This is a genomic window from Pleomorphochaeta naphthae (genome assembly GCF_055396005.1).
Window position 1 is genome coordinate 408,250 of the sequence record NZ_AP042457.1, and the last position, 23,813, is coordinate 432,062.

General features: G+C 28.5%; 27 protein-coding genes. 12 read left to right on the forward strand and 15 right to left on the reverse strand.

The features are described from left to right. Positions 1-79 precede the first annotated feature (79 nt). Positions 80-1,603: an ISL3 family transposase gene (locus tag ACZ5SO_RS01905; RefSeq protein WP_464625909.1), complete on the forward strand. Its 1,524-nt coding sequence runs from the start codon at positions 80-82 to the stop codon at positions 1,601-1,603. Between the two features lie 219 nt (positions 1,604-1,822). Here the strand turns inward: ACZ5SO_RS01905 and ACZ5SO_RS01910 are convergent, their stop codons facing one another. The 5 genes from ACZ5SO_RS01910 to ACZ5SO_RS01930 form a co-directional block, all read right to left on the reverse strand. Then, the gene (locus ACZ5SO_RS01910) at positions 1,823-3,427 is read right to left on the reverse strand and encodes an IS1634 family transposase (RefSeq protein WP_464624650.1); all 1,605 of its coding nucleotides are present in this window, start codon (positions 3,425-3,427) and stop codon (positions 1,823-1,825) included. An 82-nt stretch (positions 3,428-3,509) separates the two neighbouring features. After that, positions 3,510-3,845 (reverse strand): hypothetical protein, encoded by a 336-nt coding sequence (locus ACZ5SO_RS01915; protein ID WP_464626408.1) that lies wholly within the window; start codon positions 3,843-3,845, stop codon positions 3,510-3,512. Between the two features lie 108 nt (positions 3,846-3,953). Next, positions 3,954-5,192, reverse strand: a complete 1,239-nt coding sequence (locus ACZ5SO_RS01920) for a Y-family DNA polymerase (RefSeq protein WP_464626409.1) — start codon at positions 5,190-5,192, stop codon at positions 3,954-3,956. Beyond that, the gene (locus ACZ5SO_RS01925) at positions 5,189-5,587 is read right to left on the reverse strand and encodes a LexA family protein (protein ID WP_464626410.1); all 399 of its coding nucleotides are present in this window, start codon (positions 5,585-5,587) and stop codon (positions 5,189-5,191) included. The genes ACZ5SO_RS01920 and ACZ5SO_RS01925 overlap by 4 nt, the downstream gene beginning before the upstream one ends. A gap of 62 nt (positions 5,588-5,649) precedes the next feature. Continuing rightward, positions 5,650-6,675, reverse strand: coding sequence for a hypothetical protein (locus tag ACZ5SO_RS01930; RefSeq protein WP_464626411.1), 1,026 nt, complete (start codon positions 6,673-6,675; stop codon positions 5,650-5,652). 180 nt (positions 6,676-6,855) lie between these two features. Between ACZ5SO_RS01930 and ACZ5SO_RS01935 the strand changes: the two genes are divergently transcribed. Next, positions 6,856-7,452 carry a carbohydrate-binding family 9-like protein gene (locus ACZ5SO_RS01935; RefSeq protein WP_464626412.1) on the forward strand — a complete coding sequence of 199 codons (597 nt, stop codon included), beginning with the start codon at positions 6,856-6,858 and terminating at the stop codon, positions 7,450-7,452. On the opposite strand, the gene ACZ5SO_RS01940 is transcribed toward ACZ5SO_RS01935, so the two are convergent. Genes ACZ5SO_RS01940 through ACZ5SO_RS01955 form a run of 4 tightly spaced genes read right to left on the reverse strand, consistent with a single transcriptional unit; the run spans position 7,438 to position 9,894 of the window. Next, positions 7,438-8,262 carry a tRNA threonylcarbamoyladenosine dehydratase gene (locus ACZ5SO_RS01940; RefSeq protein WP_464626413.1) on the reverse strand — a complete coding sequence of 275 codons (825 nt, stop codon included), beginning with the start codon at positions 8,260-8,262 and terminating at the stop codon, positions 7,438-7,440. The two genes, ACZ5SO_RS01935 and ACZ5SO_RS01940, sit on opposite strands and share 15 nt — an antisense overlap. Continuing rightward, entirely contained in the window at positions 8,231-8,884 is a 654-nt protein-coding gene (locus ACZ5SO_RS01945; protein WP_464626414.1) for a TatD family hydrolase, read from the reverse strand. The genes ACZ5SO_RS01940 and ACZ5SO_RS01945 overlap by 32 nt, the downstream gene beginning before the upstream one ends. Positions 8,885-8,888: 4 nt before the next feature. Beyond that, positions 8,889-9,206, reverse strand: coding sequence for an AzlD domain-containing protein (locus tag ACZ5SO_RS01950; protein WP_464626416.1), 318 nt, complete (start codon positions 9,204-9,206; stop codon positions 8,889-8,891). Next, positions 9,199-9,894, reverse strand: coding sequence for an AzlC family ABC transporter permease (locus tag ACZ5SO_RS01955; RefSeq protein WP_464626417.1), 696 nt, complete (start codon positions 9,892-9,894; stop codon positions 9,199-9,201). Before ACZ5SO_RS01955 ends, ACZ5SO_RS01950 begins: the two co-directional genes overlap by 8 nt. 75 nt (positions 9,895-9,969) lie before the next feature. On the opposite strand from ACZ5SO_RS01955, the gene ACZ5SO_RS01960 reads away from it, so the two are divergent. Both ACZ5SO_RS01960 and ACZ5SO_RS01965 read left to right on the forward strand, forming a co-directional pair. Next, positions 9,970-10,713: a hypothetical protein gene (locus ACZ5SO_RS01960; RefSeq protein WP_464626419.1), complete on the forward strand. Its 744-nt coding sequence runs from the start codon at positions 9,970-9,972 to the stop codon at positions 10,711-10,713. A gap of 37 nt (positions 10,714-10,750) precedes the next feature. Continuing rightward, positions 10,751-11,317 carry a TetR/AcrR family transcriptional regulator C-terminal domain-containing protein gene (locus ACZ5SO_RS01965; protein ID WP_464626420.1) on the forward strand — a complete coding sequence of 189 codons (567 nt, stop codon included), beginning with the start codon at positions 10,751-10,753 and terminating at the stop codon, positions 11,315-11,317. A 42-nt stretch (positions 11,318-11,359) separates the two neighbouring features. Here ACZ5SO_RS01965 and ACZ5SO_RS01970 read toward each other — a convergent pair whose 3' ends face one another. Further along, positions 11,360-11,974 carry a GNAT family N-acetyltransferase gene (locus ACZ5SO_RS01970; protein ID WP_464626421.1) on the reverse strand — a complete coding sequence of 205 codons (615 nt, stop codon included), beginning with the start codon at positions 11,972-11,974 and terminating at the stop codon, positions 11,360-11,362. 507 nt (positions 11,975-12,481) lie between these two features. Here ACZ5SO_RS01970 and ACZ5SO_RS01975 point away from each other — a divergent pair. The 6 genes from ACZ5SO_RS01975 (at position 12,482) to ACZ5SO_RS02000 (ending at position 17,232) form a co-directional block, all read left to right on the forward strand. Beyond that, complete coding sequence (locus ACZ5SO_RS01975; protein WP_464626422.1) at positions 12,482-13,327, forward strand: transporter substrate-binding domain-containing protein; 846 nt, start codon at positions 12,482-12,484, stop codon at positions 13,325-13,327. A 29-nt stretch (positions 13,328-13,356) separates the two neighbouring features. Beyond that, positions 13,357-14,157 (forward strand): amino acid ABC transporter permease, encoded by an 801-nt coding sequence (locus ACZ5SO_RS01980; protein ID WP_464626423.1) that lies wholly within the window; start codon positions 13,357-13,359, stop codon positions 14,155-14,157. After that, positions 14,157-14,900 carry an amino acid ABC transporter ATP-binding protein gene (locus ACZ5SO_RS01985; protein ID WP_464626425.1) on the forward strand — a complete coding sequence of 248 codons (744 nt, stop codon included), beginning with the start codon at positions 14,157-14,159 and terminating at the stop codon, positions 14,898-14,900. The genes ACZ5SO_RS01980 and ACZ5SO_RS01985 overlap by 1 nt, the downstream gene beginning before the upstream one ends. A 181-nt stretch (positions 14,901-15,081) precedes the next feature. Beyond that, positions 15,082-15,273 carry a YwbE family protein gene (locus ACZ5SO_RS01990; RefSeq protein WP_464626427.1) on the forward strand — a complete coding sequence of 64 codons (192 nt, stop codon included), beginning with the start codon at positions 15,082-15,084 and terminating at the stop codon, positions 15,271-15,273. Positions 15,274-15,355: 82 nt separating this feature from the next. Continuing rightward, positions 15,356-16,045: a hypothetical protein gene (locus ACZ5SO_RS01995; RefSeq protein WP_464626429.1), complete on the forward strand. Its 690-nt coding sequence runs from the start codon at positions 15,356-15,358 to the stop codon at positions 16,043-16,045. A gap of 167 nt (positions 16,046-16,212) precedes the next feature. Beyond that, entirely contained in the window at positions 16,213-17,232 is a 1,020-nt protein-coding gene (locus ACZ5SO_RS02000) for an SDR family oxidoreductase (protein WP_464626431.1), read from the forward strand. Between the two features lie 76 nt (positions 17,233-17,308). Here ACZ5SO_RS02000 and ACZ5SO_RS02005 read toward each other — a convergent pair whose 3' ends face one another. Next, entirely contained in the window at positions 17,309-18,802 is a 1,494-nt protein-coding gene (locus ACZ5SO_RS02005; RefSeq protein ID WP_464626432.1) for an Lcl C-terminal domain-containing protein, read from the reverse strand. Between the two features lie 285 nt (positions 18,803-19,087). Between ACZ5SO_RS02005 and ACZ5SO_RS02010 the strand changes: the two genes are divergently transcribed. Both ACZ5SO_RS02010 and ACZ5SO_RS02015 read left to right on the forward strand, forming a co-directional pair. Continuing rightward, complete coding sequence (locus tag ACZ5SO_RS02010) at positions 19,088-19,768, forward strand: response regulator transcription factor (protein WP_464626434.1); 681 nt, start codon at positions 19,088-19,090, stop codon at positions 19,766-19,768. 109 nt (positions 19,769-19,877) lie between these two features. After that, the gene (locus ACZ5SO_RS02015; RefSeq protein ID WP_464626435.1) at positions 19,878-21,284 is read left to right on the forward strand and encodes a sensor histidine kinase; all 1,407 of its coding nucleotides are present in this window, start codon (positions 19,878-19,880) and stop codon (positions 21,282-21,284) included. Here ACZ5SO_RS02015 and ACZ5SO_RS02020 read toward each other — a convergent pair. From ACZ5SO_RS02020 to tatC, 4 genes are all read right to left on the reverse strand, one after another. Continuing rightward, entirely contained in the window at positions 21,277-22,251 is a 975-nt protein-coding gene (locus ACZ5SO_RS02020) for an AEC family transporter (protein WP_464626436.1), read from the reverse strand. The two genes, ACZ5SO_RS02015 and ACZ5SO_RS02020, sit on opposite strands and share 8 nt — an antisense overlap. Before the next feature lie 345 nt (positions 22,252-22,596). Next, positions 22,597-22,800, reverse strand: a complete 204-nt coding sequence (locus tag ACZ5SO_RS02025) for a twin-arginine translocase TatA/TatE family subunit (protein ID WP_464626438.1) — start codon at positions 22,798-22,800, stop codon at positions 22,597-22,599. A 10-nt stretch (positions 22,801-22,810) separates the two neighbouring features. Further along, positions 22,811-23,053, reverse strand: coding sequence for a twin-arginine translocase TatA/TatE family subunit (locus tag ACZ5SO_RS02030; RefSeq protein WP_464626440.1), 243 nt, complete (start codon positions 23,051-23,053; stop codon positions 22,811-22,813). A gap of 1 nt (position 23,054) precedes the next feature. Further along, positions 23,055-23,813 carry a twin-arginine translocase subunit TatC gene (gene tatC, locus ACZ5SO_RS02035; RefSeq protein ID WP_464626442.1) on the reverse strand — a complete coding sequence of 253 codons (759 nt, stop codon included), beginning with the start codon at positions 23,811-23,813 and terminating at the stop codon, positions 23,055-23,057.

A 23,813-nucleotide genomic window follows, 5' to 3' on the forward strand; every position in this document is an offset into this window, starting at 1 on the left:
TAAATAAAAAAAATAGAAAAAGGGCACATTCTCTGTTATTGTATTAGAAACCAAACTTACACAAAACAGGAAGTGCCCAATGAGTCCATATAGTAATACATTTTTATCTTTACCACAATTCACAATAACGAAAAAATCAACTAATTCGACTGAAAATAAATTTAATTGTACCTATAATGTTACTACAATTCATGGCAAATCAACTTCTCCTCTTCCTAGAAAATGTCCTTACTGTAATAGTGATTATGAAAATCACATAAATCAACACTTAAATGTAAAACTTAAACATCTAACTGTTGGAAATAATCAAATAATAATTGATGTTGAATATGTTCAACTCTTATGTACTTCTTGTAATAAAACAACATCACAAAATATTGAATTTAAACATCCTAACCATTTTATTACCAAGTGCTTTTACAGCCAGATAACAGGGTTAATTAAAAGTTCACAAGTACCAATAAAAACAATATCAGAAACACTTTTTACAAGTAAAAAGATTATTAGAAAAATCGATAAAACAAGATTAAATACTAAATATAAAGATATGAAACCTAATCATTACAGCAAATATATAGCCATAGATGAGTTTTCAATCCAAAAAGGACATAAGTATGCAACTGTAGTAATAGATTGGAGAACAGGAGAGATATTGTTTTTAGAGAGAGGTAATACTCTTTATCAATTAATTCATTTTTTCGATAAAATGGGAAAGTCGTGGATGAAAAATGTTCAAGCTATCTCAATGGATATGAATGCTCAATATGCTGCAGCAGTAAAAGCAAGATATCCTAATATAGCTATAGTTTATGATGGTTTTCATATAGTCAAAAACTTTAATGATCGTATCTTAACTGAATTAAGGAGATTAGAACAAAATAGGTTAAAAGAAGAAGAAGCTAAAACACATAAAAGTATAAAGAACTTACGTCCAATAAAAAGAAGAGCACTAGCAAATGAGAAAAAAACAATTGATGATGCTATTTTTGAAAACCAAGAATACCTGAAAGAAATAAAGCGAAAGTACAAGGAACTTAAGAATACTAGATTTTTAATAACTAGTAGTCGAAAAGCTTTAACTCAAAAAGATACTATGGCTAAAAAGCATAACAGATATTTATATGAGAAATATGAAAAGAAAGGATTAAAAATTCCTGAAAATGAACATAAGTGGTCCATTATTAATGTAAAAAAATTAGATAACGTTTTAACTTGTAACGAAAATCTTTCAATAGCATATTTTCTTGGAGATCAATTAAAGGCTGGTCTAGATTCAACTAGTGAAGATGAAATGAAAAGAGGTTTAGATAAATGGTTAGAATTATCAAAATCTTTTGAAGGAACAATACCAATGCTAAAAACCTTTAATAAAATGATTGAAACAAGAATTGAAGGAATTCTATCAAGAGTTAAGTATCCCATCTCTAATGGTCCTTTAGAAGGTCTAAATAATATGATTAAAGTTACTAAAAGAATTGCTTATGGATATCGAGATGATGAATATTTCTTCTATAAATTATTTGATAAAAGTAGAAAAAATATAAAGAGTAGAACTTTAAAATCTGCTTTGGAATCTAGACTTCTAAAAAATACAGTTCCCTAATAGTCCCACAGATTTATCTCAAGAACCAAAAAAGATTGTTCCACTAGTCATTAATATTTTGACTTAGAAACAATCTTTTTTTTTGATTAGGTAATATTAGTACGTTTATTTTTAAATAAGATACCACCAGTTAAAGTTAATGCATATATTAAACTTATTGAGGAGAAAAATGCTTTATTATTAAACTGTAACTTTTAACATTTAGGGTTCTGAAGCCAATTAATTCTTCTTTTTAATTTCTTGGCTTTTGAACTTTATATCTAACTTTTCACACAAGATAGTAACATGCCTAGTGAATTTAGATAAATACCATTTATCTTCTATTTTTGTAGCTTTTATCTTTCTTAGAGTTGTTATTAGATCTGCTAAAGAAATGTTATTAGCTTCATTAATATTTGAGATTTCTTCTATAGCGTCCATACTCATCATCATACAAAGATGATTGATAAATAACCAAGCTTCAAGTGAATAATCATTTCTCATATAACTACTATCATAGCCTAATGTATTATCATAGGTTTTGAAAAATTGTTCTATTGCTTGACGTTGTTTATAAATAACATAAACTTGTTTAGCATTTAATTCTTTTCTGTTGGTTTTTATCGTTATAGTTCCAGTGGATACTTTATCCCTTATGATTTCAGAAATATCAAGAGGAACTAAAGCTGATAATTCTTCATCACTTAAACGACTTTTTGCTTTTAATCTTTTATCAAGAATTTCACCTTTATAGAGTTTATCTTGCTCTCTTCTCTTTAGCTCCCGCTTTCTCTTAATTTCAATACTGTTATTCTTTTTTTCAGTTCTTCTTATAACATCTTTTAATTCTGCATTATGTAAACTGCCATCTAAGTAGAGGTGAATATTATAATCATTCCCTTTAATAGTAAGACAGTGGATATTTCTATTATGATAAATAAAAGCATCTCTGTATTCTGCTATGCTTGCAGGTATCTTGCCTTTAGTTTCTAAATTACCTCGTCTAAGAGGAATTATATAATTCATTCCACTATCTTCAATTAAGTCAAAGTTATAATTACTACCAAATCCTTTATCTGCGATTATGGTAGCATCTTTGTCTTTTATATTGGTTTCTTTTATAATATCTTCAAATACAGATACATCAGGTACACTACCTATATATTGCTTATAATATTCGGGGTAACTTCCATTTGCATCCAAGGAAAACATATAGATAAGATTTACTTGTGGAGAGTATCTACTTTTTGAATCATATCCTACTTCAGCCATATCAAGATTTTTGGATGAGGAGATTATTCTATGTCCATCAAATAAAATAAATCTATCTTTATCTCTGGCATAGCTATTCATAAACTTTTTAATCCCCCCTCTATCTCGTCCAACATCTTTAAGCAAACTCGTTATTGTAGATGAAGATAAAGAGAGATTAGGAAAAACATTTGATATATAACTTGATTCATAATTAAGATCTATACGTTTAAAAGCCTTGCCATACAATATCCTTAGTATGGCAATAACATATAGTTGCTCCCCATAATAGGGAAAGCAATCCTTTAGTCTATCTAATATTGATCTAGACTTAGAGATAAAATAATATGAGGCTCCATACTCTTTAACCTCCATTTCTTTAAAAACAGAAGCTTTTACTTTCTTAGCTACAAACCCATCTTTGGTTATTTTACCAATCATTTTTCCAGAAACTTTGGTTGACTTTTTTGTTTCAGGATTATATTTAGTTTTTCTCTCATAAAGATACCAATTGCCACTAATATATTTAATTTCAGTATTTTTAGGCTTTTTATAATTTAGTACATATTCAGGTCTTTCGTGCTTAATTGCCATAATCATTTTACCACCATAATTTAGGGTGCTTATATTTTATGACAACTTTCTCTTTAAGTCAATTTAATTCGTTATTATATGGTTAATTAATAGAAGAAAAGAATGGGTTCCTAAAAATTGGAACCCTAAATATTAAAAGATACAGATTAAATAAATTTAAAAATTTTAATCCTAATAAGCCACAAATTACATAAGTAAAAATAATTATAATTGATATGAGATCTTTATTTGAATTTCTATCAAAATATAAGTTTAATCCACTTATAAAAAATAAGATACCAATTATATAACTTGAACTAAATTCAAGTGGTGAACCATTGAGTCCTGAGTAGTATATACTAACAACTAAAGTTTGTATAAAAATCAAGAAACAAAATATAATACTAGTTAGACCTATGATTGTTTTAATTTTTCTCATAGCAGTCCCTTCTTTATATTTTAAATATATAATATGAGGTAACTAATTGCAAGTTAAATTTTTCAGTTTTAAAGAAATATGTTACAAAATTATAACTTATTAGGATAATTATATTTTAACTATAGGCAAATCTTCCCATTTTGTTGTATAAGCAGGAGAGAGCTTTTCTCTTTTTTGAAGATTATTTTTTACTAGATTATTTGTAGCTCCGCTAGAAATTTTTGTTCTACCATAGACTTGTGTTATATCATTTACAACTTGTGCTAATGTATCTTGTTTTTTTAAAAGAGCGTTATGGTTTTCACTTTTAAATAATTCAAGTTGCCTATAACCAGCTTTTGTTAAATCATTAGCCCAAACTCTACACCCCTTATATTTATTTTCTTTATATATTTTTTTCAGAAGTTTTTTACTTGCTTCAATTAAATTCGGGATATAGTTTGTAGGCTCTTCTAAATAAATTGTTGAAACTGGAGCAATATAATCTTCTTCAAATCTATTTGTAAAAATGTTTAAACTTATAGAACTTGTTACTAAATCTTTATCAATTAATTTTTCTCCTAGGATTGTGCAATGGCAGGAAATTGCTTCTAAAAGTTCCTCATAAGATGTTCTAACATGTGAGAATGTTATGCCACTACAAAGATTTTTTGTCTGAGAATTTTCAATGCTTATTGCAGGGATCCCTTTTAGTTCTTTTACAGTTTCTAAAGTAGTAACACTTAGGTTCTTTCTAATCCACAATTCGTTTTGTTGAATTAAATCTAAAGCCGTATAAATTTTATGAGAATGTAAGAACCTAGCTTTACTTCTACCGATTCCCCAAATATCTTCAACTGGGGTTTTATATAAAGCTTTTTTCTCCCATTCTTTTTTCAGGTACAATGAATTGGAATTTAAATTTTTTCCAATATGGTTAGCTATTTTAGCTAAAGTTTTAGTTCTTGCAACTCCTATTGAAACAGGAATTCCAACGTTTTTAGAAATTTTATCTCTAATTTCTTGAGCAGTTAAATTTTTTGGCATTTTAAAAAAGGCTTCATCAATGGAATATGGGGTTATTATTCCAACAAGATCTTTTAAACATTCCATAACTCTATCAGAAATATCTTGATACAAAGTATAATTTGAAGAAAATACTGCAACTTTTTTCTCTTCGAGGAGTCCTTCACATTTAAAATATGGCATGCCTCTTTTTATACCTAATAATTTAGCCTCATTAGATAATGCTATCACACACCCATCATTATTTGAGAGGATAACAATAGGTGTGTTTTTTAAATCAGGCCTAAATAGTCTTTCACATGATGCATAGAAATTATTGCAATCACATAAGCCTACCATCATCTAAGAGTCCTTACAACTGCAGTTATAACTCCAAATAGAGAAAAACTATCTAAGTTAGTTATTTCAATATCTTCAAATTTATTGTTTTCAGGGTGTAAATATACTTTTTCCCCTTTAATTTTCAAACGTTTTGCAGTAAATTCACCTTCATATTCAGCAATAACTAAGTCATTGTTTTTTGCTGTTATACTTTTATCTACTACTAAAATATCTCCATCAAGAATTCCACTTTTTTCGAGACTGTCTCCACTAGCTTTAAGACAATAAGTTGAAGCTCTATGTTTTAATAATAACTCATTAAAATCTAAAGGGTTTTCTCTACTATCTGCAGCTGGAGATGGAAAGCCACATTTTATAGGGATTTCCATCAGAATTGTTGGATTTTCTTTTTTCATATAAACAATATGAATACCTTTTCACTATTTGTCAATAAAAGTGGTAGACTTTGGGTTAACTCTTAATCATAGGTTACAAAAATGGTTGCACTTCCCAATGTTTCTTCAATACCATCGATATAAGCAAATAAATCATATCTATGTTTACCCTTAAGTGGTTCAATTGTTAAAACATTGTTGTTTTCATTTTCAATTAAATCACCTTCTAAATACCAACTATATTTTATTTGATCAGATGTATAACCTTCAGGAAGATCTGTAGGAGTGAAGGTTAAAGTTATATTTTCTCCTTCAACGATAATCTCAGGAGATGATGTAATTACACCAGTGATTGGCAAATATGTGTTGCAATAAAAATATATTCCATAATCAACTTGAGTATCACCTATTATAAAAGTATTACTTGCAGTAGTTGTATGATTTGCTAATATTCTAATTTGCTCTGCAAATCCAGATATTTCTGTAGTTCCGTTCATTAATTTTGAAGTTAAAATATAACTTCCAGCTTCAAGAGGAGTTGTAACTCTTACAGTTCCTTCTTCGCAATTAAAATGAAAATTGTCTGCTACAATATAAGGAGTTAATTCATTATTTTCTAATTTGTAATAATCAGTTAGAACGCTAACAGTATCTATTTCTGTTTGATCAGGATTCCAATATAGATCTAAAACGAAGTTACCAGTACCTTCAATATAATCAAGTGTTATATTAACAACAGATTTTGAATTGAAAAGATAATATGTACCACTACCTTCAACAATTATTTCATCATTTATATTATAACCAACAACAGAAATTTCCCATTTACCTTTTATTAGATTTTTTAAAGTAGTAGAACTCTCAGTTGTTTCAACACTAAATGTGTTATCATCAGGTCCTACACCATCGATTTTGAATTTGAATACAGTAAGTTCATCATCGCTTGGGCTAAAATCCCTAGAAGAATTTGTTTTAGCTTTAGTGTTTAAATCTACAGTTAAATCAATTAACGAAGAGGCTTCTTCATTTGTACAAGATAAAAAACAGATAGATAATAATAAAGTGAATAAAACATAAATAATAAATTTAGATTTTTGTAACAGTTTCATAAATCTACTCCTAGTTATTTGATAAAAGTAGGGTTTATTTGATTAAACCCTACTATAAAATAAAAGCATTTTTTACTTTTATACGGCTTCACATATATAAAATAGTTTTTCTATTAATTTGCTTGAGTTTTTTATGAAATAAATATAAAAATACTTTAAGATATTATTTAGAGGGATTTAATGGATCAAATACAAATCTTTGAGAAAGAAGAGACTACCAAAAGAATATATCATAAATTAAAATCTCAATGGATAGACGATTTTGATACGATTGTTAAAGTGAATTTTTCATATGAGAAGAGAAGTTTAATTGTAGATTTTGATATTTTTGAAAATGAAATAAGAAAATGTTCAACACATAATAATGATAGAGTTTATGAAGATAGTTGTGTTGAATGTTTCATACAAATTCCAAATAGCGATGAATATTATAATTTTGAGATAAGTGCATCTTCTCATATGCTTGTTGGAAGAGGTTCTTCAAGAAACAATAGGCGATTAGTTGATGAGTCTATTATAGAGAAAATCGATAGAGAAATTATTATTTTAGATGAAACAAAAAAAAGCTCCCATTGGAAATTAAATATGAGTTTAGATCTTGATCAGTGGAAGCTTATAGGTAGTAATGAGAATATAAAAAATTACAAAATAAAAGCAAATTTTTATAAATGTGGAGACAAATTAGCTAGTCCCCATTATTTTGCTTTATTTGATGTAGATAGTGAAATGCCAAATTTTCACTATCCACCTTCATTTAACGAATTAATTTTTGTTTAGTTGTTTATAATTCATAAATTTTTCTTTAGAGTCAAAAGCAGGTTCACCAATAAATTCCTGTTTTCCTAATAACTCTTGCAAGGCAAGATGAGCTAAATTTAAGGCGAATATACCAGTTAAAGTAGGAAGGGATCCTAGGACATTTCTTTTACGGCCTCTCTCTAAAATTTGCTCATTAAAGTCAGAGTGTTCCTCTTCTTCAGGATTCCTATATTCATATCTAGGAATTTCTGGAGAGAAAACAACTTTAATTCCACTTTCAACACCACGTCTTCTTAATCTCTTTCTAACTAACTTAGCTAAAGGACAGCCATAGGTTTCAAACAAATCTCCTGTTTGAACCAGAGAAGGATCTCTCCTTAAAGCTGCACCCATAGAACTTACTACTCTAATATTATTTAAATAGCAATATGATAAAAGGGCACATTTAGGATTTAATGAATCAATTGCATCTATTACTAAGTCAAAAGTATCATCAATTAAGGAAGAAGCTGAATCTTCACTAAAGAAACTTTGGATAGCTTCAACTTCACAATTGGGATTAATAGATAAAACTCTTTCTTTTGCAACCTCAACTTTAATTTTACCAAGAGTATCCCAAGTTGCTAAGATTTGACGGTTAATGTTTGTAACCCCAACAACATCAAAATCGATTAAGCGAAAAAATCCAACACCACTTCTTGCAAGTGATTCTAAACATAAACTTCCAACAGCTCCCATACCTACAATAGCAACTCTTTTATTATGTAACTCATTAACTTTATTTTCACCAATTAATCTAGAAATTCTTAAGAATTGTTCTGAACTCATTGTTTATATCCTTATATCTACTAGCTCCAAGAGCTTCTATTTTTGTTGTAAAAGATTCAAAATATAACTTATAATTATCATCGGTTTCACAGTCCCAATCACTTTCTAATAAAAAGCCGATTTTATCAAGTTGTTTTATATTTTTTATTAACTTAGTTTTTTCTACTTTTGGATTTATGCTGACTGTAATATTATATTTTTTAAGTTGCTTAGCAAAATCAACACTTTTGTTATAGCCATGGTAAATAATGTGAGTGGGTAAGTGATTTTTATTATCTTTTAAAATATCAATTAATAGTTGATTGGAATTAACTATATGGATAGTTAAAATCCTTTCATAATTAAAGGCTAAATCAATTGCAACTTGAAAGAATTTAATTTGCTGATCCATATTATCAAATCTACTATCAAGACCGATTTCACCAATATGGGCTAAAGGGTTTTGTTTAAGTTTATTTTCCAAAATTATTTTAAATTCATCTATTGTGACATTAAAATTGTTAGCTAAAAGCCCATAACTTATGTAAGGTGCTATATTATCCCATTCAGTCAAAGCTGAAGTAGCATACAAAGCACTTTCAATAGATTTAGATTGTGTAAAATGGCGATGGAAATCAAACATATTTTTATAATATCATTAGAAGCAAATAAGTTGCAATTACACTAAAGAGGATAGAAACAATCATGTTAAATTTTAAATAACCCAATAGGAAGGCTATAGCAACTCCGACAAGAGAAGCAACCCAAGCAGGATTGAAATCTAATATTGAAAAAGGGAAGATTAAAGCTCCTAAAGCAGCTATAGGTAAGATTTTAAGTTTATCAGTAATAACTTTTGGTATTTTTTTTATTAAAGGAGTAAAATAAGGAAGAAAGCGAGGAATCATTGTAGCAACAGAGCCAACAAGTACAATTAATATCATAGGTAAGTGTATATTATTCATTATCATCTCCAATTAGGAAAGATCCAATAATAGTTGCTCCTAGCATTGCAATTACAAAAGACCAACCTATTGCAAGATGGAAAATTAAAATAAGGATAGAATTAATTATAGCGGAGAGAGCGCCAATAACTATAATATTAAAGCCACCTTTTCTAGTTTCACATCCCCATAGTGAAGCAAACATTGCATATAGAGTGATTGATAGGGCAAGTTGTAAGTTATGAGGGAGTGCAACACCAATTAAGTATCCAACCATTGTTCCTAAAACCCATCCAGTATAACTAGTTAATTCTAATGAGAATAAATAGGGAAAGTTTAAAGGCTTAGTTTTTAAAATAGCAACCGAAAAAATTTCATCAGTTGTTGAAAAAGCAATTATAATTTTTTCAAAAATATTAATATCTTTTGGTAACTTTTGATTAAGTGATGCTCCCATAAAAAGGTATCTTAAATTAATAAGTAAAACTGAAATAAATAATTCAAACAGTAATGCCCCATTAGAAATGAGATTTACCATTAAAAATTGTCCACTTCCAGCAAAATTAGTGAGACTAATTAAAGTGCTATTTAAAAAGTTGATATTTACATTTCTACAAACTAATCCAAAAGCAATAGCAGTTGAAAAATATCCAAGAAAAATAGGAAAGCCATCTAAAAAGCCCTCCTTTTTAGTTAATTCATCACGCATGAAACCTATATTATTAGGGATTAGCCTTTTCATCAAGTAGAATACTTGTTAATATAAGTTATATTGGAGGAAAAAATGGCATTTTTTTTAGACAGTTTAGGGTTGAGTGAACTTTCACATAACCAAAACGATATAATTGATTTATTTTCAAAAACAGATAAAATCGCTGGGGAAGATTATGATTATAAAACATATTTTTTTAAAGGTGGGTTAGAACTGGTTGCACGTATTAATAAAGATAGTGAAGATTATGATTTTGTTGGAGTTGATTCACATTTAATTAATTCAAATAAATTCATAGCAAAACCTGTAATTAGTCTTGGACAAACTATAGAACTTCCTACAGTTTTATTTTCGTCACTAGATGATAAAACTGCCTTTATCGCAAATCTATTACATGCGGGGTTAGTTAAGGGTGAGATGAATACAGAAAGTGAAGTATCTCTTCAATTATGTGCCTTCCCCTCATCTCTTGAAGTATATGAGAGTAGAGCCGCATATGAAGAAGCAGTAAAAGAAGCTTTACTTAAAGACAAATCTGTTTTACCATATTTTTATATTAGAAGTTTAGAAGAAGGATTGGATGAAGAATCTAAAAAAAGATATCAAGAAAATATATTATTTAATTTAATAGCAGCAAAAGTTATTGAAACAAAAGAATATAGTTTTGGGAAAAATCCTTGTTTCGTTTCTACAATTGATACAGTTTTAGGAAACTTAGATATAATATATAGTAAAAATATATTGCAAAAGCCTTTATCAAAGAATTCTTATGTAGTTGGAGCTTTTTATCTAAGTGCTGAATTTTCTCTAAAATAATATTTAAGAAATTAATTTTTCGAGGAGAGGTGTTCTTATGGCAAATAATCTATTGACAAAGACTGCAATTGCTAATTCTATGAAAAAATTATTAGATTCCAAATCAATAAGTAAAATTTCTGTTTCAGATATCTGCAGAGATTGTAATATAAATAGGAAAACATTTTATTACCATTTTGGTGATAAATATGAATTATTAATTTGGATTTTCAAAGAAGAAGTTGTCGATTTAACATATAAAAAATTTGGTACAATTTATTCATATGATGGTGCATTATTTTTTTTAACTTGTATTTATAATAACCAAAATTTTTATAAGAAAGCTTTTCAAGAAATGGGGCCTCACAGTCTAAGAGATTATTTTGGGAGTGTAATTTCTCCTATAGTTGCTGAACTTGTGGTAACAGAAGAATATGAAAGTGAACTTGAAGTAGTTGCAAATTCTTTTTCCGACTTTTTAGTTTCTTCATTTTTAAGATGGTTAACGAATTATCCAGTTATAAAACCTGAGGAATATTTAGATCAACTGATATGTGTGGGGTCTGTATTGTCTGTTAAGTTATCTCAACTCTTTTTAGGTAATTTCCCTAACAAGGATAATTAATCTTATTGTAATACTGCTTTGTCAGTTATTACAATAAAACTTTTAAATAGGAATAGATTTATATTTTTTGTTTATATTCAAACTCATTACATCATAACTGCTAAAGTCAAAGGGCTTTGTAAAAATCCCAGAGTAATGTTTTTTGATTGTTTTAAAGCCTATTCTTGTATATAGCATTTTAGCTCTTGGGTTAGTATCAACAACATCTAAAAGGATTCTTTTGAATCCATTTTTTCTTGAATATTTAATAATTTCACTTAGCATAATAGAGCCAACACCTTTCCCACGAATACCTTTTTTTACAGCAAGAAATTCAATTTTTATAGTGGTATTATCACTAAAAGTCTCACTATAAAAGATTTGTTTAAAAAAGTAATAAGAGATTAAGCCGATTTTCTTTTTTATATCCTTTTTAATAATTAATGATGGCCTATCTATTGAAGATAGAATAGCGACAGCAATTATTTTATTAGCTTCTTTTGCTAAAAGACCACTAGTTTTTGCTAAACATCTTTTAATAATTTGTATTGATTGAGAAACTGAAATTTTTTTGAACAAAGGTTTAAACTTCATTTCAAAAGATTCATATAAAATTTGAGATATTATAATTTTATTTTTTTCAGATTGCTCATCAAACTTAAAAAACTCAACAGTCATCAAAATCTCCTAAATAGAAAATAATATATATATATTCCCTAAGACTATTATGGTAAACAAATATGATTACTTCAACTTAATAAGTCAATTAGGTTACCCCCATAAGAAGCTATTTTGAAGGAAAATTATGTGTTTCAAATAGATAAATTAAATTGTTAATAAAAAAAAATTGTTCTTTAAAAAGTAAGATAAATGTAAATTATTACAAATTGATTTATACGTAAATTTTTGTCTAAGTAATTTTAATATTAAAATATTAAAAAAAAATATTTTTATAATAAAGTAAATTAATATAAAAACAATTGAGTAATAACTCTATTTGTACCCTAAATTTATTCACTTTTGTCATTTTTTCTGACATTAATAACATTATTGTAACAAAATGTTAAATTAATAACACTATTGACAAAATTATAACACTAAGTTATATTGATTTCATATTTAAAAAAGGTGAGAGGAAGAAAAAAATCACATACACCTCCACTAAATCAAGAAGGGAGAACAACGATGAAAAAATCATTATTATTAGCTTTAGTTGTAGCACTCAGTGTGACAAGTTTATTTGCTAGCGGTTCAAAAGAAGAAGCTGTAGCAGAAGATACAGTACAACCTTTAAGAGTTGCAATGGAATGTGGGTATGCTCCATATAACTGGACACAAGCAGATGATTCTAATGGAGCTGTACCAATTGCAGATTCAAATGATTATGCTTTTGGTTATGATGTTATGATGGCTAAAATTATTGCAGAAGAATTAGGACGTCCTCTAGAAATTGTAAAATTAGATTGGGATTCATTAGTACCAGCTGTACAATCAGGTACTGTTGATTGCGTAATTGCAGGACAATCTCCTACACCAGCTAGAAAAGAAATGGTCGATTTTACAGATCCTTATTATTATGCATCAGTAGTTTGTATGACACTATCAGATAGCGAATATGCAGAGGCTAAAGGTTTAAGTGATTTAAGTGGAGCTTCTTGTACTTCTCAATTAGGTACGCTTTGGTATGATACTTGTTTACCTCAAATTGAAGGTGCAAACATTTTACCTGCTCAAGAGTCAGCACCAGCTATGTTAGTAGCACTTAATAGTGGAAGAGTAGACTTTATTTGTACAGATATGCCAACAGCACAAGCTGCTTTAGTAGCATATCCAAACATGAAGATTTTAAACTTTAGTGGTTCAGGTGATGATTTTGTATTAAGTCAATCAGATATCGATATCAGCGTTTCTGTATCAAAGAATAATCCTGAATTAACACAAGCTATCAACGAAATTTTAGCTACTATGGATGAAAATGATTACAACGAAATGATGGCTGAAGCTATTTCTGTTCAACCATTATCAAACTAAATAATAAATAAGGATAGGTAGAAAATATAATGAGTATTGCTGAAATGAGTTTTATTCAACGCATGGTTTATATCGTGCAGACCTATAGCGTCTCCTTGTTAAAAGGAGCCGGAGTTACAATGGCAATTGCCATAATTTGTACTGCTTTAGGTTGTTTAATTGGTTTTGGGGTTGGAATAGTACAGACAATTGAGCTTAAAAAAAATACAAACCCTTTAACTAAAATTTTAGTCAAATTTGTAAAAACTCTCCTATCCATTTATGTTGAGTTCTTTAGAGGAACACCAATGATGTTACAGGCTGCATTCATTTTTTATGGTGCAAGCCAACTATTTGGAGTTAATCTAGGGATGTGGAAAGCTGCTATACTGATTGTCTCAATTAATACTGGCGCATATATGGCAGAAACAGTTAGAGGAGGAATTCTATCAGTAGATATTGGTCAAACAGAAGGTGCAAAAGCCATTGGTATGACTCACTTTCAAACCATGACTTCTATAATTCTTCCTCAAGCTCTTAGATTAATTATGCCACAAATAGGAAATAACTTAATAATTAATATTAAAGATACTTGTGTATTATCTATTATTGGAACAGTCGAATTGTTTTTTACATTTAAAAGTATTTCAGGAGCGCTTTATACATATTTTGAAGCTGCAACAGTAACCTTAATAATTTATTTCATTTTAACCTTTACTTGTTCAAGGATTATGCGATATTTAGAAAAGAAAATGGATGGACCTGCAAACTTTGATTTAGCTACAACTGATACTCTAGCTTATACTAGTGGCCTCAATGCAGCACAAATTTCAACAAGGGAGAGACTATAATGGGTGAGATATTAAAAGTTCAACATCTATCTAAAACCTTTGGTGCTAATGTAGTACTTACTGATATTGATTTCACCGTCAATAAAGGAGATGTTACAACAATTATTGGGGCCTCTGGTTCAGGGAAATCAACACTACTTAGATGTATTAATTTACTCGAAACTCCAACTTCTGGTGATGTCATTTTTCATGGTCACAAAGTTGATGATGGAGGAATGAGAGAAGATATTTATAGATCTAAAGTTGGTATGGTATTCCAATCTTTTAATTTATTTAATAATCATAATGTTTTAAGTAATTGTATGTTAGGACAGATAAAGGTTTTAAAGAAAAATAAAGCAGAGGCTGAAAAACAAGCTATGAAATATCTTGAAAAGGTTGGTATGGCTCCATATATAAATGCAAAGCCTGCTCAACTTTCAGGAGGCCAAAAACAAAGGGTAGCAATTGCTAGAGCTTTGGCAATGGAACCTGAGGTTCTTTTATTTGATGAGCCAACAAGTGCTTTAGATCCTGAGATGGTAGGCGAAGTTTTAGAGGTTATGAAAACCTTAGCAAATGAGGGCATGACAATGCTTGTTGTAACACATGAAATGTCATTTGCTAGAGATATTTCATCTCATGTTGTTTTTATGGCTGATGGTAAAATTGAAGAAGAAGGGTCTTCTAGTGATATATTTTATCATCCTAAAAGTGAAAGAACTAAAGAATTTTTAACACGGTTTAGAGAAGATAATAATTAGATAAATAAAAAATATTATTAAAAAAGGGCACAGTTAGTGCTCTTTTTTTGTAGTGAAGAAAATTAAAAAAAGAAAATTAGAAATATTTTGAATAAAAAGAATCACTGTTAATATAAAAAAAGATAAATAAATCATATTAATTCTTTAATAAAAAATCTATATTATTTATAAGAGGTAATTTATGGACGGAAAAATAAGAAGTAATATTAAAGCTGGTTTGAAAGTCGCAGTTATTTTAAAACAAGATCAACGCAGTGGTAAATTAACAGATGGCATTGTTAAAGATATATTAACTAATTCAAGTAGACATCCCCATGGAATTAAAGTTAGGCTAGAATCAGGATTGGTTGGTAGAGTAGCAAAAATTTATTAAAGTTTTTATATTTAACTGAAATTGCAAATGATTTATTGTATATTTTTATTACATTAATTACACTAGTTGTTAAAGGTAAAGAATGATGGAAAGTATTAAAAATGAGATTATAAAACATATAGATTTAACTGAGGAAGAAGAGGAAGTTCTTCAACTTGATTTAGTAGATGAGTTATTTGATGAATTAGTTGGTTTTGAGAGTGATTTAGATAAATATAATATGGAATGGGTATTTGATTATTCTCATAAAAGAATTGTTGAGGTTTTTGAATCAGAAATTAAAGGTGCTTTAGGTTGTCTTAAAGATGAAAAGAAAGAAGAAAAAACGATAGTACAAGAGACTAATAAGATGTTATATAAAATTGCATCTGCAATAGAAAAAAGTACAAAGTCTTTTAATGGGGCACAGACTATTACAACTGTTTCAGAAATAATTGGATCATTTATTATTATAATGTTATCTCATGAAGTAACAGCTTTTTTTGTAGGTCATTATTCTTATTTATTAAGTACCACCCTCATTGTTGCAATTTTTGCATTTTTTAAAATCTTTATCGAAAAGAAGTATATAAGTAAATTTAACAGAAAAAGACAAAAAAGAATTTTTAAAAGCTCATTAAGAAAAACAAGAAAAGCTTTTATACAGATGTTTTTATTTTATTTAGGTGTAAAGCGATTTGATAATAAATATAAGAATCTTAATGGGGAATTACGACATAAAAAAGCAATTCTATTTATTAAAGAGAACCATCCAAAATTAGATTTTATTTAATTTAGAGATAATGGTGATTTAAAACTAGTTATATTTTGTATTATCATGAAAATTGTCCTATAATTAAAATATAAAAACTTATAATTATATAAGTGAAACAAACTTTCCCATTGAGATAAAGTTTATAATTAAAATAATTTTATCTCTAAAAAAATAGGAGTGAATTTATGAAAGTTTTATTTATTGGTGGTACAGGAACAATTAGTACTGAAATTTCTAAACAATTAATTGGATTAAAAACTGATTTATATATTTTAAATAGAGGTTCTAGAAATGATGTATTGAAAGATAAAGGAGTAACTTATCTCACTTGCGACATAAATGATGAGGACAAGGTTAAAACTCTTATAAAAGACTTGAATTTTGATGTAGTAGCAGATTTTATAGCATTTGAACCTTCAGCAATCGAAAGAGATTATCGATTATTTAAAGATAAAACAAAGCAATATATATTTATAAGTTCAGCATCAGCATATCAAAAACCTTTAGCAGATTATAGAATAACTGAAGCAACCCCTTTGATTAATCCATATTGGGAGTATTCAAGAAATAAGATAAAATGTGAAGATTATTTGATGAAATTGTATAGAGAAGAAGGTTTTCCAATTACGATAATTAGGCCAAGTCATACTTACAGTAATAGATCAATTCCTTTAGGAGTTCATGGACATAAGGGCAGTTGGCAAGTTGCAAAAAGAATGTTAGAAGGTAAAAAAGTTATAATTCATGGAGATGGAACTTCTTTATGGACTATGACATCAAGTAAAGATTTTGCTCAAGCTTTTATAGGTCTACTAGGAAATATACATGCAATAGGTCAAGCTGTTCAAATTACTTCAGACGAAACTTTGACCTGGAATCAAATTTATAAATCTATTTCAGATGCTTTAAATGTTGAACTAAAACCTTATTATGTATCTTCATCATTTTTGGATGCAGTTGGACCATATGATTTTAAAGGCGGTTTAATTGGTGATAAAGCAAATAGTGTTGTATTTGATAATACAAAATTAAAACAATTAGTACCTGGATTTACAGCTAAAATTAGATTTGATCAAGGGATAAAAGAATGTGTAGAATATATTTTGAAGCATAAGGAGCTTCAAGTAGAAGATCCTGAATTCGATAACTGGTGTGATAAGGTAATAGAGACTTTAGAAAAAGCTAAAGAGCAAATGAAAAAATAAAATAGTTTTATCAACAACAATTAATTTAATTAATGAAGAGAAAGCCTTAGCAATTTGCTAAGGCTATTTATATTAATTATTGGTTTAGAGCATCCATCAATTCTTCAACTGTAATACCAAGTTTGTCAGCGATAGCTTTAAAATCAGGAGGACCTTGGGTTGGATCTCCAAAAGCTTCTAAAAGTTCATCTTCTGAAATTCCTAATATTTCTGCTGCTGCGGCAAAATCAGGAGCACCTTGTCCTTGCATTTGAGGTCCACCTGAAGGGCCACCTGAAGGACCACCTGAAGGGGCACCTTTACCCATAGATCTAGAATTTACACTAGTATTATTGAAAGGTATATTTAATGATGTACTTTCATTATTTCCACCTTCTGGGGTTTCTATAGCATTTCCCCCTCTCACTAATCTAACATAATTATAGTATCTTTCTCCATCTGGTCCGTCTTCTCCTTCAGGATGTTTTGTATCAAATCTAACAGCTCCTGCCCCATGTATATCTTCTCCATTATGATCTACTGCATAACCAAAAGCTACATACCAAGCATACCAATAGCCATCTTCGTCATTAGGATCAATATATGGATTTGAAGTACTAGTCCAGAAATAAGGATAATCATCATTTCCAGCTTCATTAACTATTTGAGAAATATTAAATACTGAAGTATCAATAGCAGGGAAAACTCCTGAGTAATCCACAATACTTTGAAGCTCTTTAACGTTTGGTAAACGCCAATCATCATAGCCTGCATATGTAGAATTTTCAGCATATGCTAAAGCTTCTTCCCAAGTCATAGGTTCACCACTATCATTTTTAGCCCACATTAAACTTGTTGCTTCATCCGTTACTGTTCCATCACCATTATCCTTAAATTCATTAATACCATAAATATTACCACTTACAGCGCGTACATATCTTTTACCATCAAGTGCTTTAATATGGCCTGTCCAATCATTAACTACAAATGCTACATTTTTTACAGCTTCATCAGTATCTACTAAGTAGTAGTTGCTAGACCAAGTATGCTGTTGAGCTCCTTGTGAGCCATCCCCAACTAGGTGGAAGAATTTAGTATCTAGCCAAGGCCAACCTTGTGAGAAATCTCTAATCGACCATAACTCTTTAATAGTTGGAAGTCGCCAATCAGTTCTACCTCCAGTGTTAAGAGAATCAACATAAGATTGAGCCTCTTCCCAGGTCATAGGGTAAGGAGATAAATCTTGGGACCAAATTAGGCCAGTGACATTATCTTTAATTGTTCCATCTCCATTATCTGTATAACTTGGAACATTTGAAGTATATTGAGCATCTTGACCGTAAAAAGGTTCTCCTTTTGATGGTGGATCTATTAGCTGGCTATTGTCGTAACATAGACTCTGATTTGTATCAACTATAGGATAGCTAAGGGTGGAAATAGATGGGAACCTTTCAGGTTTTTCAATTCCTCTATGTTCCAAATCCTTTTTTTCCTCAGTAGAACTACTATTTGCACAACTAGTTAATCCAAGAATTAAAATAGTTGATAATCCTAATAAGTAAAATCTCATTTTATTTTTACTATTATACATTTTGACTCCTATACATACTTTTAATAAGATAAATCATAAAGAAGGTTTGTGATAACTTTGTGATGAATACTCTATTTATAACTTGAAGATTTATGTATTTTAGTGTTGCTAAAGAAAACTTATGTAATGAAATTTGGAGAAATAATTTATAATAATAAATAGTAATTTCTATATTAGTAAACAATAGAAAAATTTTGAAATGAATATTATAAATATAAAGTAGAAGATAAAATGTATAATATATAAAATATGAAAAAAAGATATTCTAGAATGCAGAGGTTATAAATGCTTAAGATATTATATGCAGAAGATGAGGCTCGTTATAGAAAGCTAGTTAAAGTATTTTTAGAGACAGCGGGCTTTAATGTGGATACTGTTGAAAACGGTCAAAAGGCTTTAGAATATTTAGCGGCGAATATTGATGTAGACTTACTTTTATTAGATATAATGTTGCCTGAAATGAATGGAAAAGAGGTTTGTGAGCAAATTAGGAAGTTCTCTGATATTCCCATAATAATGTTAACCGCTTTAGATGATAGTGCAAATGAGGTAGAAGGGTTGAACTTAGGGGCGGATGATTATATATCTAAACCTTTTTCTAGACAAACATTGATTGCTAGAATTAATAGTGTTCTAAGGCGAACAAAAAAGAGAAAAATTAGCAGTTACATAGAAAATGGCTTTGAATTTATAGATGATAAAGGTTGTGTAATTGTTAATGGCAAGGAAACCTTTTTAAGCCCAAAAGAAGTATTACTTTTAAAATATTTATTAAATAATAGAGATTGTGTACTATCGAGAGAACAAATTTTAAATAATGTTTGGGGCATGGATTATTTTGGAGATCCGCGTACTGTGGATACACATGTAAAAAGTCTTAGAGCTAGATTAGGGAGTTTTTCATCTCATATTAAAACAGCTAGAGGAAGAGGGTATTTTTATCAAAGCAAATTGGACAAAAAATAGAGGTTTCAAATCTTTATCTACTAAATTAACTATCATTATAGCATCAATTATAGGTTTAGCAGTATTGCTAATAATAATAGCTAATTCATTATTTTTAGATGATTTTTATGTGAGGAAAAATAAGTCGATTTTTTACCAAGAATATCAAGATATAGCGACAAGTTTCGAAAAACCTGATTTAGATATCTTAACTCTATTGAGAGAAAAAGATAAAACCACAGGCTTTATTTTCTATATATTAGAATTAACTAACCAAGATAAATATAATATCGTATTATCTTCTGCTCCTAATTTTCATCCAGAACCTATTGCTTTTCCTAGAGATAATAATCCTCCTATTTTAGAACTTCCCAAAGCACAGTTTGATTATATTAATTCAAATATAGATACTATAAAGCAAGGAGTCGTTTTATTTGAAAAGGTATATCGTGATTTAAGTCAAAACAAAGAATTTGATTTAATTTTTGTAGCTCCATTAAAGTCTTCATACGTTTTGGTAATTGCAAGACCTGTTGAACAATTAGAAGAACAAACAGCAATCACAAATCAATTTTTAATTATAATTGGACTATTATCTATTTTACTTTCTGTAATTATAGCTAAATTTGCTGCAAAATCTGTAATTAAGCCAATAAAGAAAATAACAACCATAGTGGAACATATTGCTAATTTAGATTTTTCACATAAATATGAAGGAAATACTAAAGATGAGGTAAATCTTCTAGGAAATGGAATTAATGTAATTTCATCTCAATTAGATTGTGCAATTAAAGAATTAGAAGAATCAAATAAAAAACTTAAGATTGAAATGGCTTTGCAAAAGAGATTTTTTGCTGGGGTATCTCATGAATTTAAAACACCAATTGGTTTGATAAGAGGTTATGCAGAATCATTAAAATTAGGTTTAGTAAATAATAATAAAGATATAGAAGAGTTTTCTTCTGTAATAATAGAGGAAACGGATAAATTAAATCATTTTGTAACAGATATTTTGTTTCTAATAAAATCTGAATCTACAGAATTTGTTTTAAATTATAAAACTATGGATATTATAATAGTCTTAGAAAAAGCGTTAGAAAAAAGCTACCCATTAATATCAAGGAAAGAAATAAATCTAACAAAAGATATTTTACCCTCCACTAGTTTTTATGGAGATGAAGTTAGAATAGGACAGATTTTTAATAATATACTAAGTAATGCGATTAGACATACTCCTAATAAAGGAAAATTAATGGTAAAATCCTTTATTAAAAATAAAGGGATTATGATTCAATTTATTAATGAAGGTCAATTAATTGAAGAAAAACATATCACATATTTATTTGACCCCTTTTACAGTGCAGTAGAATCACGTGATAAAATTAATTCAGGAACGGGCTTAGGCCTTTCAATTGTAAAAAATTTAGTTGAAAAACATAATGGAAAGTGTGGAATTGAAAATATTAACTTCCATAGTTTTAAAGGTGTAAATGTTTGGGTTTGGTTACCCTTAATAAATAACTTAGAAACTAAATAAAAGATATAATTAACATTTGCAATGGTATAACTACAATAAGCAAAGCCGTTGTTACAAGCCAACCTGCATTAGCTAAGTCTAAATCTAAATCGTAAAGATTTGGTGGCACTAAGGCAATAAAACCAACGGGGACCGAAGATAAAATAAGAATTACTTTTAGAGGAAGTCCGTTATCGATATTACCAAATCCTAATAAATATGCAACAGTAGTAGTTGTTAAAGGGACAATAATATATTTAATTATAGAAATTAAGACTGAACTTTTTTTATAATTTTTAACTTTACTAAATTTCATTGCCATTCCAATAGATGATAGTAATAATAAACTTCCAGAAGGAATTATAAATGCATTTAATTTACTATAAAAATTAGGTCTAGGAATTTGTAAAAAGTTTAAAACTAATCCAATTATCATACTGATAGTAGCCACTATAATATAAGGATCTTTAATTATAGTTATTAACTTCGTTTTAGTTTTATCATTATCAATATTAGCTGAAAAACTTTTTGCAATAGGAAACCATAGAGTATAATAAATTATTTGTTCAAATAGTTTATAAATTTGAACTAAAGCAAAAGCTTTTTCTCCGAGAAAAACAAAAACAATTAAAGCACCAATTGATCCGATATTACTCATACCGCCACAGCTAATAAATGCTCCAGCTTGCCTTTTGTTAAATTTAAAAATTTTAGTTACAAGAAGGGAAGAGAAGCCGCCTACTAATAGTGCAAATACACCAACTATTGGTAGCAGTGCAAAACTTAGATTATCAAAGTTAAAATCCCAAAGTGCTCCTATAGTAGATATTGGGAATAGAACTAAAATAGCAATTGATTGAAGAAATCTCCTTTGTTTTGATAAGGATTTTTCAACTTTAATAATCCCTTTAATTGTTAATCTTTGAATAACATACCCAATGATTAACCCTATGATAATGATTGATAAAGAATATAATAATTTTTGCATCTAACCCTCAAAGTTGTTTGTTAAATATTGTATACAATGTTGATTGTCTAATATAATATTTGAAAAGTCAACAATGTTTTATTATTATTCTTTTTAATTAATAAAATATATTAAAATTGATTCTTTATATCAAAGAGATAATTTTAACAGTTATTGCAAAAATTATTCGATGTAATAATTATATTCATTTTTAAAAACAATACAAACTAATAGCCTAATTTAAGTTTTAAATTGGTTTATTACTTTAGTTTTTTAATTTAGATGAATCAATTAATTAAACTTAATGCCTCTAATAATACGTCTTTTAATGTGAATTAAAAGAGGCAATTTATTTTATTTATTATATTAAGCTTTTGTCTCTTCAGTAGATTTTTCTGTATTAATATTTTCCATTTTTTGGGCATTTGAGAGATCTCTAGCTTCTTTCATCCCTTTTTCAAATTCCATTCTAGCCTTACCTATATTTCTCGCAAATTTTGGTAGAGCAGATGCTCCAAATAATAAAACCACAACTCCACAAATAACAATTACTTCAGTAGTTCCAATCATAATTTGACTCCTATAATATTTTTTTCTTTTTATTCTTAAATTGAGGTTTTACAATCTCAATATTATTTAATTCTTCAATTTGTAAATCTTCTTCAAATTTCTTATAAGATTTCTTTAGTTGATTTACTTGTTGCATGATTTTTGCATAAGTTTTTCCAATTTTTCTAACTATAATAGGTAAATCTTTTGGATTTAACACAACAATTATTACTATTATAAGTGTGATAATTTCACTTAATCCTAATCCAAACATATTATATCTCTCCAAATTTAAATATTTTTGCAATTAGTAGTGTCAAATAGAAGAGTACTGTCATTGGAAGTGCTAATCCTATTTGGGTAATGAAATCTGGGGGAGATAGAATGGCTGCTATTAAGAAGAAAAGAACAACTAAATATCTTCCAATATTAAATAAAGTTTTTCTTTGAACTACATTTAATATCATCAGTACTTCCAAAATCACTGGTAGTTGAAAAACAACTACTGCCATTAGTATAAATTGCAATATATAGAAGATGTTGCTACCAAAACTTAATAGCATTCCTATATTTTCTGGAATGAACCCATGTCCTGTTAAGAAAGCTATCGATATAGGGATTATTGTGTAGTAAGTGTAATAAAAACTTCCTAAAATCAGGATAAAACTACAACAGAGGGTAATCGATATTACTTGTTTTTCTTTTTTATGTAGGCCAGGGAATATAAATCTTAAGATATTAAACATATGAACAGGAGAAGATAAAATAAAACCTACTAAGGCAGAGATTTTAATTTGTACTACCAACCCTTCAGCAATAGTATTAACATATAATACTTTTGATGATGTTGATGAGTTAAGTTGCTCAAAAGGTACAAACAGAAAATCTATTATAGAATCATAAAAATAGATTGCAACAAAGAAGCCTACAACTAAAGCAATTGAAGATATTATTAATCTGTTTCTAAGTTCTTTTAAATGCTCTAAAATGGGCATTGTATCTTCATTTTCATAAGTTAATTCTTGACTGTTCAT